Annotated in this window: 15 protein-coding genes; 9 read left to right on the top strand and 6 right to left on the bottom strand. The window is 43.4% G+C overall.

What is annotated here, in order from left to right:
* Positions 1–153 precede the first annotated feature (153 nt).
* A complete protein-coding gene (locus CAL7507_RS16690) occupies positions 154–831 on the top strand; it encodes a TrkA family potassium uptake protein (RefSeq protein ID WP_015129660.1) in 678 nt (225 codons plus the stop codon).
* Positions 832–836: 5 nt separating this feature from the next.
* The gene (locus CAL7507_RS16695; protein ID WP_015129661.1) at positions 837–1,400 is read left to right on the top strand and encodes a DUF3124 domain-containing protein; all 564 of its coding nucleotides are present in this window, start codon (positions 837–839) and stop codon (positions 1,398–1,400) included.
* A 6-nt stretch (positions 1,401–1,406) separates the two neighbouring features.
* Here the strand turns inward: CAL7507_RS16695 and CAL7507_RS16700 are convergent, their stop codons facing one another.
* Entirely contained in the window at positions 1,407–2,960 is a 1,554-nt protein-coding gene (locus CAL7507_RS16700) for a sodium:proton antiporter (RefSeq protein ID WP_015129662.1), read from the bottom strand.
* A 304-nt stretch (positions 2,961–3,264) separates the two neighbouring features.
* Between CAL7507_RS16700 and cobJ the strand changes: the two genes are divergently transcribed.
* Positions 3,265–4,971: a precorrin-3B C(17)-methyltransferase gene (gene cobJ / locus CAL7507_RS16705; RefSeq protein ID WP_015129663.1), complete on the top strand. Its 1,707-nt coding sequence runs from the start codon at positions 3,265–3,267 to the stop codon at positions 4,969–4,971.
* 927 nt (positions 4,972–5,898) lie between these two features.
* Here the strand turns inward: cobJ and CAL7507_RS16710 are convergent.
* The 3 genes from CAL7507_RS16710 to CAL7507_RS32760 form a co-directional block, all read right to left on the bottom strand.
* A complete protein-coding gene (locus CAL7507_RS16710) occupies positions 5,899–6,870 on the bottom strand; it encodes an IS110 family transposase (RefSeq protein WP_015129664.1) in 972 nt (323 codons plus the stop codon).
* 541 nt (positions 6,871–7,411) lie between these two features.
* Positions 7,412–10,303 (bottom strand): glycerol-3-phosphate acyltransferase, encoded by a 2,892-nt coding sequence (locus CAL7507_RS16715; RefSeq protein WP_015129665.1) that lies wholly within the window; start codon positions 10,301–10,303, stop codon positions 7,412–7,414.
* A 184-nt stretch (positions 10,304–10,487) separates the two neighbouring features.
* Complete coding sequence (locus CAL7507_RS32760) at positions 10,488–10,628, bottom strand: hypothetical protein (RefSeq protein WP_015129666.1); 141 nt, start codon at positions 10,626–10,628, stop codon at positions 10,488–10,490.
* Between the two features lie 307 nt (positions 10,629–10,935).
* Here CAL7507_RS32760 and CAL7507_RS16725 point away from each other — a divergent pair, with 307 nt between their 5' ends.
* Together CAL7507_RS16725 and CAL7507_RS16730 are read left to right on the top strand one after the other, a co-directional pair.
* Positions 10,936–11,898 (top strand): SGNH/GDSL hydrolase family protein, encoded by a 963-nt coding sequence (locus tag CAL7507_RS16725; protein ID WP_015129667.1) that lies wholly within the window; start codon positions 10,936–10,938, stop codon positions 11,896–11,898.
* A gap of 556 nt (positions 11,899–12,454) precedes the next feature.
* On the top strand, positions 12,455–13,003 hold the full coding sequence (locus CAL7507_RS16730) for a pentapeptide repeat-containing protein (RefSeq protein ID WP_015129668.1): 549 nt from the start codon (positions 12,455–12,457) through the stop codon (positions 13,001–13,003).
* A gap of 91 nt (positions 13,004–13,094) precedes the next feature.
* Here the strand turns inward: CAL7507_RS16730 and CAL7507_RS16735 are convergent, their stop codons facing one another.
* Both CAL7507_RS16735 and CAL7507_RS31775 read right to left on the bottom strand, forming a co-directional pair.
* Positions 13,095–13,445 (bottom strand): hypothetical protein, encoded by a 351-nt coding sequence (locus tag CAL7507_RS16735; protein ID WP_015129669.1) that lies wholly within the window; start codon positions 13,443–13,445, stop codon positions 13,095–13,097.
* A 43-nt stretch (positions 13,446–13,488) separates the two neighbouring features.
* Positions 13,489–13,743: a hypothetical protein gene (locus CAL7507_RS31775; RefSeq protein WP_144051226.1), complete on the bottom strand. Its 255-nt coding sequence runs from the start codon at positions 13,741–13,743 to the stop codon at positions 13,489–13,491.
* 706 nt (positions 13,744–14,449) lie between these two features.
* Here CAL7507_RS31775 and CAL7507_RS16740 point away from each other — a divergent pair.
* The 4 genes from CAL7507_RS16740 (at position 14,450) to CAL7507_RS16755 (ending at position 20,762) form a co-directional block, all read left to right on the top strand.
* Positions 14,450–15,832 carry a CmpA/NrtA family ABC transporter substrate-binding protein gene (locus CAL7507_RS16740; RefSeq protein ID WP_015129670.1) on the top strand — a complete coding sequence of 461 codons (1,383 nt, stop codon included), beginning with the start codon at positions 14,450–14,452 and terminating at the stop codon, positions 15,830–15,832.
* A gap of 325 nt (positions 15,833–16,157) precedes the next feature.
* Entirely contained in the window at positions 16,158–17,003 is an 846-nt protein-coding gene (gene ntrB, locus CAL7507_RS16745) for a nitrate ABC transporter permease (RefSeq protein ID WP_015129671.1), read from the top strand.
* Between the two features lie 144 nt (positions 17,004–17,147).
* Positions 17,148–19,151, top strand: a complete 2,004-nt coding sequence (locus tag CAL7507_RS16750; RefSeq protein WP_015129672.1) for a nitrate ABC transporter ATP-binding protein — start codon at positions 17,148–17,150, stop codon at positions 19,149–19,151.
* A 741-nt stretch (positions 19,152–19,892) separates the two neighbouring features.
* The gene (locus CAL7507_RS16755) at positions 19,893–20,762 is read left to right on the top strand and encodes a nitrate ABC transporter ATP-binding protein (protein ID WP_015129673.1); all 870 of its coding nucleotides are present in this window, start codon (positions 19,893–19,895) and stop codon (positions 20,760–20,762) included.
* Positions 20,763–20,833 lie beyond the last annotated feature (71 nt).

A 20,833-nucleotide genomic window follows, 5' to 3' on the forward strand; every position in this document is an offset into this window, starting at 1 on the left:
GGGATAATCTGTAAAATTCCCAAACCACTTGATAGGGCATAAGCGATCGCAAAACCAAAAAGTACCCATAAGAAATATTTCAGGGATTTGGCTCACCACCTTGCTAATGTTAATTAAAGTGAAACAGGAAGTCTTTGAGTATCAGGAGCAGCCATGTACGTGCTAATTGGTGGAGCAGGCTTAGTGGGGCTGTCATTGGCTCAAAAATTGGTAGAACTAGGGCATACTGTAGCCGTCATTGATGTTGACCCTACGGCTTGCCGCTATGCTCGTGAACAAGTGGGAGCGATGGCTTTTGAAGGTAGCGCAGTTAGTACAGAAGTATTGTTAGAAGCTGGGATTCGGAAAGCTGATGCCCTAGCAGCCGTTCTCAGAAGTGACGCTTTGAACTTAGCAATGGTAACTCTTGCCAAACACTATGGTGTACCGCATATTCTGGCTCGAATGAGCCATTCTGATTTTGCTGAACCCCTCAACTTAGCTGGAGCCAACCATGTAATTAGCACTGTAGATTTAGCAGTTTCAACAATGGTAAATGCCATTGAGTATCCACAAGTAGAATCAATGATGCACTTCGAGCAAGGACAGATTGAGGTGTTGAAACTTTCCATAGCCAAAAATTGTTCTGTAGTTGGTCGTAGCCTGGCGGAAATTGCCCAGGATTCTCGCTTTCCAACTGGCTCTCTCATTATTGGTTATCAAGCCCATCCCCACGAAGATTTAACAATTCCTAATGGTAGTACAGTGTTAGAATCAGGCTCAACTGTATTAATCGCGACAAAGCCAGGGTCTTTACATCAAATTATTGATTTTATCGAAGGCTGTAACTAGTTTTGATGAAGTTGTACTCACGTTTTTATTTAGTAGTTGCTTTGATTTTGTTGACATCTTGCCAATCATTAAAGAGTTCACCACAGTCCCAGAACAATAATAAACAAGAAATCTTATCCCCAAAGACGGTAACTCTCGATAAAAATTTCAAGATAGTCAGGGGACAAACTATTTATGTTCCTGTTTATTCCGAAATCAATCATCACAATCGACAAGAAGTTTTTTATTTAGCGGCTACACTGAGTATTCGCAATACAGATTTAAACAATTCAATCATTATTACTTCTGTGCGCTACTATGACTCAAATGGCAAATTAATTAAACATTATTTGAATAATCCTATTCAACTTGATGCTTTAGCTTCTACTGATTTTTTTATCACTAGAGATGACACTAGTGGAGGTTTAGGTGCAAACTTTATTGTCGAGTGGGTAGCTGCAACAGAAATCTCGGAACCAATAGTTGAAGCAGTGATGATTGGGACCGATTTTCAGCAAGGAATTTCTTTTATCAGTCCAGGTAGAGTTATCAAAAATCAAAATAACTCTAATTTAAAATCAAGTTCTTGAACAAGATTAATCATCGTCTAGTTGCAGCAACTTTTCATCAATAGATTGTATCCGCTCTCGCACAATTTCTTCTGAAAGAATTCGTTTACGCATTGCCTCATTGAGCGCCCCTTTTTCTGCCAGTAGTAAACGGCGGCGGATGGTATCGAGTTTACTCAGCGCTCCACTTTTACCATCAAACTCACCTGTACGGCGATTATAAAATTCACGTAATGTTTTTTCAGCAGCAGCTATTTGCACTTGGTAAGTTGAACGCATTTCTTCATACACAGCTTTTGGCAAAACCCCGCTTTTTAAGAGAGCGTCTAATTCATCTTGGGCTGCTTTACCTGTCATTAACTGGGCTTGCAGTTTTTCAACCTGCTGCTGAACCTCTGAAAATTTAGATAATTTTAAGCGTTTTACCAGCCAAGGTAAGCTTAAACCCTGACCCACTAATGATACCAGCACACTACCGAAGACTAAAGTAATGAGATATTCTCGCCCTGGCAGTGTGTTTGGTAAGCTTAACGCCAGAGCCATCGAGAGCGAACCTTTGATATTGCCTAAAAAAAGTAGATGTTGCCAAGATAGTGGAATTGGGCGATCAATCCAGCGAACCACTGCCATAAGTGGATAGATTGAAAGAATGCGCCCTACTTGATAAGCGAAAACTGTTAGTAGAATTGCAGGCAAAGTCTTCCACAGCATGACTGGGTTTATTTGTACACCGATTAGCAAAAAAATAAACGTGTTAACACTAAAACTGGCATATTCCCAGAAACTCAATAAGGTGATGCGATTAGAAGCGGAAGTATTACTAGAAAGCCCTAAATTTCCAAAAATTAACCCGGCAACAACCACAGCCACAGCACCAGAGACACCTATAAATTGTCCAACTTGAAAAGTTCCTAGTGCAACTGCCACAGTCAGTAAGAGACTGCTAAGAGGATCATCTAAACGGGAAAATATAGGTATGCTCAAATAACCTAAGACTAACCCTACGATGCCGCCGCCTAGAGCAATAAATAACAGTTGTTGGATTCCCTCTAATAATGTGATTGAACCTGTCGAATATACCTGCAAAATTAAGTTGAACGAAACTAGGGCAGCGGCATCGTTGAATAGGGTTTCGCCTTCAACTATGGTGGAAAGCCGAGAGGGTACGGATATCTCTTTAAAGACAGCAATCATTGAGACTGTATCAGTGTTGGCCAGAATTACTGCTACAAATAGAGCAGGTATCCAAGTTAGTCCTAGCCCAAATTTCAACAGAACGGCAATAATAGCACTGGAAAGCACAGCTCCTGGCCCAGCCAAGAGGGCAATTGGTTTAAAAGTGCTGCGTAAGCGGCTGACATCTGTATTGATGCCAGCTTCAAAGATCAGAATTGGCAGGAAAAGATTCAAAACTAGGGATGGATCTAAACCAATGCGACGAGACAATAACTCAGTAATTGGCAGACCAGCCAAAACTAAACCCGTGACATAAGGAACTCGTAACCGACGAGATAGTAGGGCTACACCAGTGGCAACGAGCAGGAGAATAATTGAAATATTGACTAATTCGGTAACATTCACTTAGGGACTTCCAACTAAAAAAATATCCTATCGCTTTGTAGGCAGGGGGCAGGCTTGCCGTGAGCGTAGCCGAATAGGAGCAGGGAGTAGGGGGAGAAAGAAAAATATTATCTGAGTAAATTTGGATAAGTTATTTTCCGGAAGTCACTTAAATACTGAAAATATTAAACAACATTAACAATAGTAATAATAAGCTGCGACAGCGCGAGGAAGATTATTGCTTCATTACTTGAAGTACCGTTCTATCCCTTATATTTAGTTAATTCATACCGCAATCACCAACGCCAAAATTAACCAAATCTCTATGCCTAATGCCCCAGCAGTCTCACCCGTCATTGTGGTGCTAAGTCAAAATAGTGTAGCAGTTGCCCGCCAAATCATCACCATCTTTCCAGGGGGGGCTATCTACGGTTTGGCAGGACGCACATCTGGGATTGATGTCAGCTTCACAGATTTTGGTGAAACGTTACGGGAGTTATTTGCTGAGGGCAAACCGCTGATTGGTATTTGTGCCGCAGGTATTTTGATCAGAACCCTAGCCCCCTTAATCTCAGATAAACGCCAGGAACCGCCAGTGCTAGCTATAGCTGAAGATGGTAGCGCTGTTGTTCCCCTTTTAGGTGGACTTATGGGGGTGAACGATTTAGCACGCCGCATTGCCGAGGTATTGGATGTACCAGCAGCGATTACAACCACAGGCGATATTCGTTTTCGCACAGCGCTGTTGTCTCCTCCCCCTGGCTACCATTTAGCCAACCCAGAAGATGCCAAGAAATTTATCTCCGATTTGCTAGCTGGGGCAAAAGTGAAACTAGAAGGGACAGCATCTTGGTTGAGTAATAGTCAACTACCGATTGACCCGAATGGAGATTTAACCATCCGCATTACTGAACGATTGGTGACTCCTGCAGCCAATTGCCTTGTTTACCATCCAGCAACTGTGGCAATTGGTATGAGTGGCAATGAAACTGTAGCGTTAATACAACAGCTATTGGTAGATGCTGAACTAGCACCCGCATCTGTAGCCGGGATATTTGCCCCAATCACCGCTGCTAGCAATCCAGCCATACACGCTGTTGCTAGCGCTTTGGAAGTGCCTGCACGGTTTTTCACCTCAAATCAACTAGAAACTTATCTATCACAAGGCTATAGCCCCGCTCAAGCTGCGGCGATCGCTGCCACAGGTGTCTCTTCTTTGTCTTCCCAAATAGCGATCGCCTCCCAACCAATTGACACTAACACCACAGGTCAACCACGCGGGCGATTAGCAATTATCGGCACAGGCCCTGGTGGTTTGCAGTGGATGTCACCAGAGGTGCAAGCTATTCTCAAGTCGGTAACTGATTTAGTAGGTTACAAAACTTACTTAGATTTGGTGGGTTCCCTTGGTGATGGTAAGCAACGACATGAGTCAGACAACCGAGAAGAATTAGCACGGGCAAAGATGGCGCTGGATTTAGCTGCAACAGGACGATATGTAGCAGTCGTGTCTTCTGGTGATCCTGGTATCTATGCAATGGCGGCGGCTGTTTTCGAGGTACTCGATCGCCACAATCAACCAGAATGGGATAGTGTCGAAATTCAGGTTGCACCGGGTATTTCTGCTATGCAAGCAGCTGCTGCGGCAGTTGGGGCACCTCTGGGGCATGATTTTTGCGCCATTTCCCTCTCGGATATTTTGAAACCTTGGTCAATTATTGAAAAACGAATTGCGGCGGCGGCTGAAGCTGATTTTGCGATCGCTTTCTACAATCCTGTATCTAAAGAACGTACTTGGCAACTCACGGCAGCTAGAGATATTTTGTTACATTACAGAACCCCTGATACTCCAGTGGTGCTAGCACGAAATCTCGGTAGACCTGGACAGAATGTGAAAGCGATCGCCCTTCACCAGCTAGCACCAGATGTCGCCGATATGCGGACAGTAATTCTTGTTGGTTCAAGCAAAACTAGGGCTATCAAGCGTAGTGATGGTAGCACCGCTGTTTACACACCACGCCAATACACTTAATTAACAGGCAATAGGCAATAGGAAAATAACTGTAATTAAAATTAGGGGCAAGAAATCCAATTACTGCGACAGGTTCTTTTGTTTCAAAGAGTGCCCGTAGGGCTTGGACACAAAATAAAACCCCAGGCTTGAAAATTCCTGGGGTTGTAATACCTGACCACCTTTATATTTTTAATTTAAAAGTGTATGAACATCTCAAATCCACAAGACAAAAATATCTTAGTTTTGTCCAAAAATAATTGTCATAACCATAGCAGTTTCTAGTTGTTTAATATATAGATTTCTCAATCTAAAACCCGCATTCTGCCTGTATTATTCACCCTATGGATACTTAATTTTTTAAATTAAACCGGTTTTCCGTGCTATCTTTTAAAGATTTATGTGTCTAAACAAACAGATATAATTAAAGTAATTATGTCCAGATAATTACTTTAATGGGCTTGATTTATTTAGTTTTTAAGTCAACAATAAAAGCATCATGATACATACATGATTGTAGCCAATAAAAGTGACAGAAAGCCTAACCTATGTCCGCGCAAGCGGACTTTATTTATATCATCTATATTTCTCGTTAACAATATCGACAATGATTTTTATACCGTTTTTTTGTGAAGCTGCATATAATTCACCCCCCGGCTATCGCCGTCCCCCCTTGCCAAGGGGGGACTACAGGGGGGTATTATTATGTGCATCTTCATACAGAATTGGTATTAGATTAAATTAGGTTATACCAATTTGCCAAAATAATGCGACAGATAAATCGTAGGGGTGGGGTTTCCCTGCCCTTATTCTTCGAGATAATCCATGTGTCGCAAACAATATTTTAATTGGGATTAATTTAGAAACTATTAATACCAATTAATAAAAATATTGATGAGCAATACAATCGAGAGGACGGGTAAACTCTGTAGATACTGTCTTGATTCGTCAAGAGGCATGAGCGAGATAATCAGGGTCAAAAGGCTTTTGGGATTTTAAAATCGCAAAAGCAAAATGCAAGAGCTTACGCATAACAGCACCAAGGACTTGCATTTTGACCTTGCCACGGTCAAGTAATCGCTGTGCAAATAATTTCAGCAAAGGATTATGGCGCATAGCAGCGACAGCAGGCATATAAAGTGCCTTTCGGAGTCGGGCATTGCCAATTCGCGATAAGTGAGACTTAGCTTGTACCGAAGAACCACTAGAACGTTCTTGGGGAGTTAAGCCAGCATGAGCAGCTAACTGGCGAGCATTACGGTATTGTTCAATACAACCCATTTCGGTTAACAGCACAGCCGCAGTCTGCTCGCCAATACCAGGGATTGAGGTTAAAAGGTCGCGCTTGGCCTTCAAATCAGGATGGCACTCAAAGTGGTCGTGAATCAGTTGTTTCACCTCCACAATCAGCTGTTTTAACTGCTCTAAATGAGACTCAATCAAAGCCGCAACAGTTGGTGTAGCAGTTTCTAACCGATTATGTTCCTGTTGGTACATGTCCGTAAGCGATTCTAAACGACGAAGGAGCGCTTGAAGCTCTTTCACCTCAACTGGTAAAGGAGTCCAAATTTCCGGGGCAATCGCCAGACAAAAACGCGCAATCACTGCGGCATCTACTTTGTCCGTCTTAGTACGAAGTAGTTCGCTCTTGGCAAATCCTTTAATGCGGGATGGATTGACCACACTGACTTTGTGACCATTCTCCACTAAAAACTCTGCCAATGCTTCGCCATAGGTGCTTGTCGCTTCCATGCAGCCATGAACTTGAGTCGCTCCTTGTTTGGAGAGCCAATTTTTCAGGACAAGAAAACCTTCTGGATTGTTTTTAAAGACTTTGGATTTTGTGGTTTGGTTCTCCAGTATCAAAGTCACATGAAAATCTTTTTTACTGATATCGATACCGAGAACTATTTTTGACATGAGACATTTCCTCCACAGTTAATTTCTACAATAGAAGAACTGATGAATTGCATCTACTATCCTTGTGAATGCAGACTTTCCCAATATTTGGGGTCTAAGATACTGTCCAGTCTCTACAATTCAATTCGATTTCACCGATACAGGTTGCCAATCTACGTTACAGACTTTTGTATGGTCTCAGGGGCGGGGCAGCTTGACCTGGTATTACCAGTCCTCCAAAAAGAATTGTGTCGTTAAACTAGTACAGACAACATTTAAGTTTTTTGAACTGCATTCTCAAGTCAAGTCTTTGCTCTACATCACAGTGAAAGCTATTTACTCGGTTCCTTGGGATCTTCTATTTAAGATACAAGGGGCGGGGAAACCCCGCCCCTACGGGAGATTAGGAATAAATTCTGTTTCCCCTTTTAATTCAGCAATTTTAATCAACAAATAAAAAGACACAATTACTTGAATTATGTCTAAAAAACCTATATTTCAAATTTGACTTGAGCAACACTAGCACAAATAATAAAAATATTCCCTAAATTTGCAGTCATGATTATTCGGGTCTTAAATCATTAGATAGTTCCACAATCCCCCTAGAACCATCAATTCTGACTCGTTGACCATCTTGCAGCAGCCATGTAGCACCACGCACATCCATCACTGCAGGAATTCCATACTCACGAGCCACGATCGCCCCATGAGAAAGTCGTCCTCCGGCTTCAGCAATCAATCCTCCCGCCCTGACTAAAAGCGGTGCCCAGCCGGAATCTGTGTAAGGTACTACGAGAATTGTGTTCCGGTCAATGTCAGGGATGTTTTGTAAATTTCGCAACACCTTGATCCTTCCCTCAGCTTGACCGTGGCTGGCTGGTATGCCTTGCAAAATTTGGTCAGAGTAGAGGGCAGAGGGTGCTAGGGGGTGAGGGGGTGTATTGCCGTAAACTAATAGGGGAATTTGGTTGATTTCACCATCTTGGACGAATTGCGATCGCCTAAATTGCACTAATTCCTGCAACTGATTGCTTAACTCAGGATTACCCGCAACTAGACTACCCACTTCCTCCAACTCCAGAAAAAAGATATCCCCAGGTTCCTGCAGTAAACCGGAGTTTAACCAGATTTTCTCTAGGGCGACAAAACTCCAACGCAATTCAGCTAGGAGTCGCGAATAAACTTCAGTGACTCGACCTTTAATATCTATGCGTCTTTGCACAAATCCCCGTTTTCGTTGAGCTGAAAATACCTGATTTATGGGATCTATACCTCCTCTTGGGCGATCGTTTCCTTGCATTAACTGCACAAACAACCGTTTGATATACTGGGGGTCTTCCTTCCAAGTAGGAACGGCAATATCAGTTCCGACTTCACTTAGATAGCCGTAATCTTCCAGCAATTCGTCAAAGTCGGAGATAATTTTCTGTCCTTCTGGAGTTTGCGCCAACTGCTCAAACACATTCTCTGGCTCGAAATCAGGTAATATGTCCTTGGCATCTGCGGCTAAATCACTCAGCGATCGCAATACTGCCACCTCTGGTGTCACACTATTATCTAATTTCCCATCTTTCACCCGAAAAATTGCTTGTCGCAGGGCAACACTTAGGGGTGCAAAAATGCTGTAATAAGTCCCACGATGCAGTAAATCGAGGATCGAGTCAACTCTTGCCAATAGTTGGACTGGTTCTAGTTGATCGACTGATTCTATAGTCAACTGCGACAACCCAGGCACAAACCATCTGTGATAATCCCGCTTAAATTCTTCTTCCAGGCGTAGTTCTCGCTTCAGCAACCGCATTAATCCGGGTAGATTCTCTAAGGTGGAATTCAAAGGTGGCTTACTTAATTTTGCGCCTCTAGTCAAAAACTCTAGACTTTCCGGCGGTAAACCCATGCGGAGGAATATCTCACCTAGGAGAGATGCATTGAAGTATGCCCTGGAATAGTGAAGTGTGGCGGTTGCTGTAAAATCTAAGCCAAGAGAGCGATCGCCCAATACTATAGTAAAAATATCTCCCCACACGCCACAAGTTAAGGGGCGATTAATTGACCAAGTTAAGGGGTGAATCACGCCAGGGATGACTTCGGCGGCTATTTTGCGTGTCCAGATAGGCAATAGGGTAGTGATCGGTCTAGCTTGCAATACCCAGAGATTTTGTCCGTCGTAACTCCACTCTATATCTTGAGGAATGCCGTGATAACGTTTTTCTAGGCTGCGGGCTAAGTATGCAACTTGTTTAATTAATGCTGGTGGTACTTGTCCTGCACCCTCTAATTGAATAGAGGAAAAATTTTCAGTTTCGATGACAAATGCCCGATATTGTTCTGGTGTGACTCTCCCGGAAACAACTTGAGTAGCGCTACCCGGTAAAGCTTCAATCACGATCGCCTCACCTTGTTGAGTAATCGGATCGCGACTAAAAGCTACACCAGAATACACACTCTGGACTTGCTGCTGAATCAGCACTGCCATATTTGCTTCTGGAGAACTGCGATCGCGGCGATATTGCACAGCCGAGGGCTGATTATAGGAATTATAAACTTGAGCGATCGCTGCTTGTAACCTCTCATGGCTAGTCACATCCAACACCGTCTCATACTGTCCCGCCGCAGAAGCTTGTTCTGAGTCTTCCCCAATCGCCGAAGAACGCACCACAAGCGGCGATAATTCCGATGGCTGAAAAAATTTCAGTACTGCTTCTGGATTATTAACAGGCGCAAGTATCCATCCCTTCGGCACTGAATAACCCCATCGCTTAACTTCAGATAATGTCGCTGCCTTTTGTCCGACGATCGCCGCATCTAATTCATCATCTAGCGAGAAAATTGCTTGATCGCCCCGCAAAAACTCTAACATCCCCTGCGATCCTGCTTCTGCCTCTTGAGTAGGCAGGCTCAGATCATCGGGGATTTTGGTATAAATCCAGCCCAATAAGCCAGCCAGGGCAACAGCGGCGACGATTCTGGGGAAATCGTCGGCGTGTAAAAGTGCCACAAATAACGGAAATATAATCAACACGCCGTATTTGATTAATTTTCTGGAGCGCAGAACTGTAAAGCTGATAGATGTCAAAAACAATACAAACCCTGCCACCAGTGGATCGTGTACTAACAATCCCCAAACGGCGTTTGTTGTCCCGGCCCCTCTGCCTATCCAGTATCTACCAATGACTAAGGCAATCAGAGCCACTAATTCCCATGTTGATCCTTCCTTAAAGAAAGCGCGGGCAATCAGCACGGCCGCGATTCCCTTAAAAGCTTCTGACAAAACTGCCAGAATGCCTACGAGTTTGCCGCCGTGATAAAAAGCGGCTGATACACTGATGTTTCCCGTTCCCAGTCGTGCTAATTGCTTTCCCTTCAGGGCGTAAGTAATCCAGGCAATTAGCGGTAGCGTGCCCAAAAGGGGGCAACCAATCAAAATAACTAAAGCACCCCAAAGTTCAATCATTGTGGATTTTGGATTTTAGATTTATTTTGCATGTTGCATCTCAAATCGCAAATCTAAAATCTTTTGGAAGTTTTATTGATGGTTTTAAGGGCGCTTTTACTAGTTAAGCGATGGACACTTGGCTGCAACGGGAGCCGTTTTTGCCAGTGTCCTTCTAAGCAGCCAATTACTAAGCTAATAATTCTTAGTTTAGCGCATAGGCAGCCTGTAGCGCCCAAATGATTAAACCAGCGATCGACCCCAATAGCAATACGGTAGAGATAGTAACTACTTTAGGGGAATCAGCACCCTTAAATTTCATAATTCCGCGATTTAAATCGGACATAATTTTGTAATCTTCCTTTTTTACGGAGTTAATTTGTCCGTCTCGATTGTAGTCTTTCTGTTCAAAAATAAAGTTAAATTACCATTATTATTTTGTTTAAGCTTGGCAACTATGTGTGAAGCAGGGGGAATTGGGAATATTGCCTATTGCCTTTTTTATAAGTTGTTATAAATACTACTTTAGGTAGAAAATCTTACCTTACTCAGTGCCTAATACCCCATTTCCTACTTCAGAGAATATAGTATAATTTAATACTTTATTTCCTGACGAATTAATTTTCGCCAGTTATCTGGGAGCGTGTTTGCAGGTGAAAATAGTGCTGATCATCATTTTGGCGGTGGTTGTGGGATTGTTGGTGGCGGTTGAGGTGGGATTGCGATCGCTCTTTGGCTTCGGGAATCCCCTAATCTACATCAGCGATGAGCAAATTGGTTATTTGTTAGCTCCTAACCAGCGGACTCGGCGGTTTGGGAATCGCATTGAGATTAATGAATATTCTATGCGGAGTGGCCCAATCCAAAAAACCCCCGCACCCTCTACCCTGCGAGTGCTAATTTTAGGCGATTCGATCGCTAATGGTGGCTGGTGGACGGATCAGGCTAATACGATTTCTAATTTAATGGCACAGTCTTTAACTGCAGCTAATACTAGTAATTACTCTGAAGTAGAAGTATTAAATGCATCGGCTAATTCTTGGGGACCCAGAAATGAATTAGCTTACCTAGAACGGTTTGGCAATTTTAATGCTCAGGTAGTAGTGCTATTAATTAATACAGATGACTTGTTTGCTACTCCACCCACATCTTTACCTGTAGGACGCGATCGCAACTATCCAGATAGTAAACCTCCCCTAGCATTGGTGGAAGTTGTGCAACGCTATCTCCTCAAGCAAAAGCCGATTCCCGAACTGACAGCAGTGCAAAATGAACCAGGCGATCGCGTCGGCATTAATCTAGCAGCAATCAGCAAAATCCAAGCCCTAACTCATCAAACCAACAGCCAATTCCTGTTAGTGATGACTCCCTTACTCCGAGAAATTGGTAAACCAGGCCCCCGTGATTACGAAATTACAGCCCGCCAACGCTTGCTAGATTTTACGAAAACACAACAAATTACTTATATAGACATCCTGCCGATATTTAACTCTACCAAAAACCCGCAAGCTTTATACCAAGACCACATTCACATGAATTTATCAGGTAATCAATTAGTCAGTAAATTGGTAGAGCGATCGCTAAATGAAATGTTAAGTCATGATATCAAATCTTAAGTTGGATCATTCTTATAGCATTTCTCAACAAGCGTGAGATACATCGGTAAGGGCATGGCAGTGCCATGCCCCTACACAGCGTGATATATTTTTGTACTTCATTTGAATGGGAAGCGCTATAAGTTTCATAGCTAACAAGATCCCCGACTTCTACCCTTCTCCTGGGAGACGCTGCGCGAACGGGAAGCCACCCTTCGGGTGTCTAGAAGAAGTCGGAGATCTATAGTAACAGATTGAATCAGTTAACAATTAACAATCAACAATCCACATATATTTAGATTAAGTAACCGTTAAAAACACTAAAAAATATAGCAAAATAAAATCAAAAGTTTCTCTAAGAATTCCAGTTGCTGGCAACTTAACTAAGTGTCTTGAGTGTGGTGTCGTTTAGGTAGTGTGGAACTCATAACTAGTAGTCTGTCAGGGTTGAAATGAGGGACTGTAGTGTGAGCGTCTCGCTCACGCGGGCTTTTCGGCCCGCACTACCAAAAACCCCTCAAAACAAAATTAACAAATCACTAGACTGGCTTATCTGTAAACCTTACGAGGTGACAATATGGACAGTAAGAAACTCCTGAGTCAATATGCAACAGGAGAAAGGAATTTTAACGCAGCCATTCTGCATCAAGCAAACTTACGTAGCGCTGACTTAAGAGGAGCAAATTTTGCTGAAACCGACTTGAGTGGTGCCGACTTGAGTAGTGCTAACTTGAGTGGATGTAACCTAACTCGGGCAAACTTGACTAATGCAGACCTCAGTGGAGCCAATTTAAATGGTGCCAACTTGAGTGAAGTAAACTTTATTGGCTCAGACTTAACTAGAGCCAATCTAGAAGGAACAAACCTCAGTCGCGCCGATTTGCGGAGTGCAAATTTAGTTTTAGCCAACCTGTTTGGCGCAAACCTCAGTGAGGCGGAAATGAGTGGTGCTAATTTAAGTGGCGCTAATCTCAGACAAACAAATTTGATTTGCAGCAACCTTAATGAGGCGGAACTCAGTGGTGCAGATTTAACTGCAGCCACCATCACTGAACAAGAGATGAGCGGCAAAATTTTGCACGTTGGTTTATCCCATACCTGGGTGACATGGGCTGGTAGTTACTAATTCTGATAGATAATGGTTGTTTTTGAAAGACAAAACGCAGTCAGGGCGCAACATATTTGCGCCCTGACTGTTTGGATGATACTGTATTTTTTTAATACACTAAAGGTGTCGCACCACGCATCGCCCGTAAAGAATTGATGCAAGCAGGACAATCGCAGCCAAATAAATTGATTGCCATATCGCTTTCTTCGTCGTTGAACTCCAGCATGGGAGCATCGTCTTTAGACGGCTCTGCTTCCGGCTGATAGTTAGGGATTTGAGCCAAAACAGAAGCTCTAGCACATACTAAACCGACTTTATGTTTATTACGTATGCACGATAAACGGTCGGCGGTTGTGTTTTCTGGCTCTATTGCTTGGGCTTGATTAATCATCACTCCCATAGAGAGGATGGAGCCAAGAAGTAGGGGAGTCGAAAGCAAGCTTAGTATAAATTTGTGCATTTGTTTCCTGGGGAAAACAATTCCAACTGCTAAGATTATCCGATTAAATCTTACAGTGCAAGTAAATGTTGATCAGGAACACCTGAGTTGCATGAGTGCTGAGTTCAATATCCATGATTAATGGTAGGCGATCGCTACCATTTTGCATTAGAGTGTTCCACAAAATAAATGATCCAAAACCCGTCATTGCGATCGCGATCGCAATGACAACTGGGCATTTTTTTACTTGGAGTACTCTTACATAGGAATCGTAAATTGTCTTTGAAAAAATCTCAGTAGCCTTGTAGTGGACTGACACAGCTAAAATAGTGCATTAAGTGTAGGTTCCAACATTATCAAGGCTTTGTTGGGTTGCGCTCCGCTTCACCCAACCTACGTCTAATGCAACATTTTAGCCTTGTCACGCCAGTAGCGTGTGTTAGCGGAGCGTAACGTACCACAGACTTGGGATGGTGCGTTACGCGCTTGATTTTTTACCTGAGGCGGAGTTCCCCCTGCGAAAATTGCCTTTCATTTTATTTGTAACAACTGACTTAAATCTAATAGTTTGTATCAGCAATTATCTATAGTTACGCACTTCAATTAAAAAGATTCGGCATTAAGAGCCACAATGATGTTGATATTATAATCATCTTCATAGAGGGAAGATTATATATTAGAGTCTCCTCCCTTATTTTACAAAAATAGATAAACTTTTACTTATAGTTCCAATCTAATATTTATTTAAGACTTTAGGGTTGAGAGTTAACCATTTTGGCTTCAAAGCCTGTAAACTAATTTCAATCAGATAAATGATGGTTTGGCATCACATCAGATTACAGTCATTAATACCAGTCACCTAAGTTTTAACAAGATAGTTGAAATTGCCTTTTCTGTAAGGGAAGGGCTGAAATTCGCTGGACAAGCATAGGTGAAACTAACCATAGATTCAGACAAGAAAACCTAATATTTCTTGCCGTAATTTCCATGTCTAAAAAAAATAAATTCACATTTAAGGAGATGTTATGACAGAGTTTTTTAATCGATTTTCTCGCCGCAAATTCATCTTAACAGCCGGAGCGTCTGCGGGTGCTGTATTTCTGAAGGGTTGTTTGGGAAATCCACCTGATAACCTTACTGGAGGGAACTCTCAAGCAAAGCCAACAGCTCAACAGGTAGCTAATATTAATCCCGCACAAGCACCAGAAACTACGAAAATTAAGTTGGGATATATTCCCATTATCGAATCGGCTCCCCTAATTATTGCCAAAGAAAAAGGCTTATTTGCAAAGTATGGGATGGCTGATGTAGAACTTGCAAAACAAGCTTCATGGGGTGCAGCACGAGACAACGTAGAAATTGGCTCTGCTGGGGGTGGAATTGATGGTGGACAATGGCAAATGCCAATGCCCCATTTAATTACAGAAGGTTTGATTACTAAAGGGAATCAAAAAATTCCCATGTATGTGTTGGCGCAATTGGTGACACATGGAAATGGAATAGCGATCGCCAGCAAACACCAAGGCAAAGGTATTGGTCTACAATTGGCTAGCGCTAAGTCTCTATTTAGCCAACTCAAATCCTCAACACCCTTCACCGCCGCCTTTACATTCCCCCACGTCAACCAAGATTTATGGATTCGCTACTGGTTAGCAGCAGGGGGAATCGATCCCGATTCCGAAGTGAAATTGTTGACAGTGCCAGCGGCTCAAACCGTTGCCAACATGAAAACAGGTACAATGGATGCCTTTAGTACTGGCGATCCTTGGCCTTATCGCATTGTCAAAGACAAAATCGGCTTCCTCGCCGCCCTCACCGCAGAGATTTGGAAGAATCACCCTGAAGAATACCTCGCCATTAGAGCCGATTGGGTTGACAAAAATCCCAAAGCTACAAAAGCCCTACTCAAAGCAGTTATCGAAGCACAGCAATGGTTAGATAACTTTGACAACCGCAAAGAAGCAGCACAGATTTTGGCGGGAAGAAATTATTTTAATCTGAATTCACCTGACATCCTTGCAGATCCATATCAAGGTAAATATGACATGGGTGATGGGCGCAAAATTGATGATAAATCAATGGCGGCTCTCTATTGGAAAGATGCAAAGGGTAATGTTTCTTATCCCTATAAGAGTCATGATTTGTGGTTCATTGTGGAAAACGTCCGCTGGGGATTCTTACCCAAAGATTATGTGGACAATAATGGCGCTAAAGCTAAAGAATTGGTGAATAAAGTTAACCGCGAAGATATTTGGAAAGAAGCCGCAAAAGAATTAGGAATTGCAGCGGCTGATATTCCTACAAGTTCATCCCGTGGTGTAGAAGAGTTTTTTGATGGTGTGAAATTTGATCCTGAAAAACCAGAAGAATATCTCAAGAGTCTCAAAATTAAAAAAGTCGCTGTGTAGAGACGCGATTTTACTCTACGAGAAGCCGCACTTCGTGCGTCTACGCGTCTTGAAAGACCAATAATCGACACTAATAGCCGTTAGAGGTTGTTTAAAAAATCTCAATTAAACCACATCTATTTTGAGAACCATAATTTTTCATGCGAAGTGGGAGCATCTTGCTCCCGTATGGTAGTAGCGGGCAAGACTTCGGCGTGAGCGCTCAGTCGAACGCTGCCCGCACTACTCCAGGTTTCAAAATCGACGAGGTTTAATACCATTCCTAGCGATTTCTAATCGCCCAAAACTTTTCTGAAAATCATAAATTTTAAGGAGAATCCAGTCAATGACAACTGTACAAAGACGCCCTGCTAGCCCCAGGCTTAACGGTAGTTTTAACTTGATAGCCAGTCTGCAAAAGCAATTTCCTGATTTTATCCCGCCAGCGATCGCTCTCATCATCTTTCTCATCATCTGGCAATTATTTTCTCTGACACCCAATGCGACATTACCAGGGCCAGTCAAAGTCATCCAAGATACCTGGATTTTGATTCTCTATCCTTTCTATGACAAAGGTGGCACTGATAAAGGCTTATTTTGGCAGATTTGGGGCAGTCTGCAACGGGTGGCTATTAGTTATACATTAGCGGCGATCGTTGGTATTGGTTTGGGCATTTTAATTGGCGTGAATAAAACCATGTCGAAAGCCTTAGACCCCATCTTCCAACTCCTGCGGACAGTACCGCCTCTGGCTTGGGTGCCAATTTCCTTAGCCGCCTTGCGACAAAACGAACCTGCAGCTTTATTCGTAATTTTCATCACCGCAATTTGGCCGATCTTAATTAACACTGCAGTGGGTGTCACCCAAATTCCCCAAGATTACAACAACGTCGCCAAAGTTCTGCAACTTAGCAAGAAAGATTACTTCCTGAATATTCTGATTCCTGCAGCTTTACCCTACATTTTTACAGGCTTAAGAATTGCCATTGGTTTAGCTTGGTTAGCAATTATCGCCGCAGAAATCGTCATGTCTGGGATTGTCGGTATCGGCTTCTTTATTTGGAACGCCTATCAAAATAACAATGTCAGCGAAGTGATTTTAGCTCTAGTCTACATCGGACTTGTTGGTTTAGTGCTAGATAAACTCATGGCTTGGTTGCAAAACAAGATTTTACCTGCAGAACAGAAGTAGGGATTAGGGGCTAGGGATTAGGGGCTAGGGACTAGGAGGGACTAGAAAAGAATTAATTGTCCAATTCCCAATTCCCCATTCCCAATTCCCCAGTTCCCACTTCATACTTCATACTTCATACTTCATACTTCATCCTTTACTACTATGTCTATATTTGTTGGTGTTGATCAAATTGACAAGGTTTTCGAGTTAACTGGTGGTGGTCAATATATTGCCCTCAAGAGAATTGACCTCGAAATTAAAAAAGGTGAATTCGTTTCTTTAATTGGTCACTCTGGTTGCGGTAAATCCACTCTCTTAAATATGATTGCAGGTTTGGATTTACCAACTGAAGGTCTTGTCACCTTGGAAGGACAAAGAATTACCAAACCCGGGCCAGATAGGATGGTGGTATTTCAAAATTATTCCCTCTTACCTTGGCGGACAGTTAGAGAAAATATTGCCTTGGCGGTAGACTCAGTGATGAGAGGTTTACCCGATGAGGAACGCAAAGCCATTATTGATAAACATATCGATATGGTGGGTTTGCGTCCCCATGCAGATAAACAACCGGGGATGTTGTCTGGTGGACAAAAACAACGAGTAGCGATCGCCCGCGCTTTAGCTATCCGTCCCAAGTTACTATTATTAGACGAACCCTTCGGTGCTTTAGATGCCTTGACACGGGGTAATTTGCAAGAACAACTCATGCAAATCTGCGAAGAAAATCAAGTTACCGCCGTGATGGTGACTCATGACGTAGATGAAGCAGTGCTGTTATCTGACAGAATAGTCATGTTGACCAATGGCCCAGAATCCAAAATTGGCGACATCCTGGAAGTAGATATTCCCAGACCCCGCAAACGCATGGAAGTAGTAGAACATCCCAGCTACTACAGCTTGCGGAGTGAGATGATTTACTTCCTGAATCAGCAAAAACGCATCAAGAAAATTCGCGCCAGAAAAACAGCGGCTGTTAGCCGTCATGGATTGGAAAAAGTCAACTTAGAAATTGGCTTCTTACCCCTCACCGCCTGCGCCCCCCTAGCGATCGCCAAAGAAAAAGGCTTCTTCACCAAACACGGTTTGGACGAAGTTAACCTCGTGCGAGAAAGCAGCTGGCGGGGTATCGAAGATGGCATGACAGGTGGCTACTTAGATGCTGCCCAAATGCCTTCAGGAATGCCCATGTGGTTGACTTTGGGAGGACATAAAAATCAACCCGTCCCAGTAGTTACCGCCCTCACCATAACTCGCAACGGTAACGCCATCACCTTGGCGAAACGCTTTTATGATGAAGGCGTGCAAACCTTATCAGACTTCAAAAACTACCTACTCCGCACCCGCAACCAACGCCACACAATGGGAGTAGTCCATCCCGCATCCATGCATAACTTGCTGCTGCGTTACTGGTTAGCCGCTGGTGGAATTGATCCCGATTCCGACGTGGATATGAAGACTATTCCCCCAGCCCAGATGGTAGTTGATTTACAAGGCGGAAGCATTGATGGTTACTGTGTGGGCGAACCTTGGAACTACCGCGCCGCCGTAGAAGGTGCTGGTTTTACCATTGCTAGTGACTTAGAAGTTTGGTTAGGACACCCCGGTAAAGTTCTCGGTGTGCGGGAAGATTGGGCAGAAGCTTATCCTAACACCCACATTGCTTTAACCAAGGCTTTATTAGAAGCTTGCAAATACTGTGCCAATCCTGAAAATGTTGAAGAAGTGAGGCAGATTTTGGCAAACCGAGATTATGTCAGTACTGATTTAGAGTACATCCAACTCGAAGACCCAGATATTGCTACTTGTAGCTTAGACCATCCTTTACGACAGTACGCCCATCTCCAGTTTTATTCCGGCTCTGCCATTAACCGTCCCAGTCGAACTGAACAAATTTGGATTATGAGTCAATTAGCCCGTTGGGGTGACACTCCCTTACCTCGAAACTGGGTGGAAGTTGTAGAAAGAGTCTGCCGAGTGCGTGTATTCAGCACCGCCGCCCGCGAATTAGGTTTAGATATTAGCTACACTCGCCAACCGATTCAGCTATTCGATGGCATACCTTTTAATGGCGATGATCCCATAGCTTATCTCAATAGCTTAGAAATTAAACGTGACTTTTCCATCGCCGAAGTCATCCTTGATGCACCAAGAAAAACAGCAGCATGAATCAATTCAAAATTCAAAATTCAAAATTAAAGTAGGGTGGGCATTGCCCACCAACGTAACGCTCTTCTATGACTCTGGAGAGAGAATAATCCAAGCGATTAGAAATCGCGGCTACACAAACAAAGTCCGCCTGCGCGGACTAACGCCAAAATAGGGTTTCAAATTTAATCTGACGAGAGTAATAAAAGAGCGGTAAATATAAAGTTTTCCAGCAATGGTGGGCAATACTCATGTAGAGACGCGATTCTACTCTACGAGAAGCCCTACGGGTGACGCTCCTGCGTCGCTATCGCTAGCGCTCTAAGCGAAGCTATGCCGTTGGCGCAGCCTCTCGTAGAGAAGGCTTTACTCCAGTTCACGCCACGTGCTTTATGCCGGGAAACCCGTCCACCGGACTGGCTCCTTTATGCAGGCGTTCCCGTCCACCGGACTGGCTCACCGCACTCCGTGCGTCTACGCGTCTGAAAGACCAATTTTCTACGCTGAACCGTATTGGCAATGGTGGGCATTGCCCACCCTACTCAGCGCCCCTCTGCGTTTAAACCTTAACTTTTTACTCCGTTTATCAGTTTCGGAACTTTAACATTCAGCTTTTTATAGCGATCGCCAAGATGGTTAGGACGTTCTAAATTACTGAAACCCTTGATGTCATTCCCCATACTTCAACTTCGCTCAGTACAAGTTCCCTAGCCCCTAGTAAAACCAGTACAACCAGTCCCTAGTTATAACTCCCCAATCGCCATGCAAAACCGTAACTTGACCATTAATAACGTCACCAGAGACTCACTAGCAAAACCATTAGCAAAAACAACCAGCAACCGCCAGCCTTTCCTAGAAATTAAAGATGTTTCCAAAGTCTACCCCACAAAAAAAGGCCCCTTCACCGTCCTTGATGGTGTCAACTTAAACGTTAATCAGGGCGAGTTTATTTGTGTAATCGGTCACTCTGGCTGTGGTAAATCCACTCTGCTAAATATGGTGTCTGGTTTTAACTTTCCCACCTCCGGACAAGTGTTGCTAGAAGGACAACCCATCACCCAACCAGGCCCAGATAGAATGGTTGTCTTCCAAAACTACGCTTTGTTACCTTGGCGGACAGCTTTTGAAAATATTTACCTAGCTGTGAATGCAGTTTACCCCAATAAACCAGAAGCAGAAAAAAGAGCGATCGTGCGGGAAAATCTGACAATGGTGGGACTGGGTGACGCGATGGAAAAAAAACCACCCCAAATGTCTGGAGGGATGAGACAACGGGTTTCCATCGCCCGTGCTTTAGCCATTCGTCCTAAAGTCCTGATTTTAGATGAACCTTTTGGGGCGCTAGATGCGATTACCAAAGAAGAATTGCAAGAAGAATTGCTAAAAATTTGGGGTGATAATCGCTGCACAGTGTTGATGATTACCCACGATATCGATGAAGCGCTGTTTTTAGCAGATAAATTGGTGATGATGACCAATGGCCCCCATGCCAAGATAGGCGAAGTCATGGAAATTCCGTTTGGTCGTCCACGCGATCGCGCCCGCATCATGGAAGATCCACAATATTATAAACTGCGTAACCATGCCCTAGACTTTCTCTTTAACAGATTTGCCCACGATGATGTCGGCTAGTAACGTTCCCTCATAGGTAAATATAAAGGTTTCAGCCAATGGTGGGCAATGCCCACCATACGTGTCAACTT

Origin of the sequence: Calothrix sp. PCC 7507 (assembly GCF_000316575.1) — a bacterium.
In the GTDB taxonomy this organism is placed as follows: Bacteria; Cyanobacteriota; Cyanobacteriia; order Cyanobacteriales; family Nostocaceae; genus Fortiea.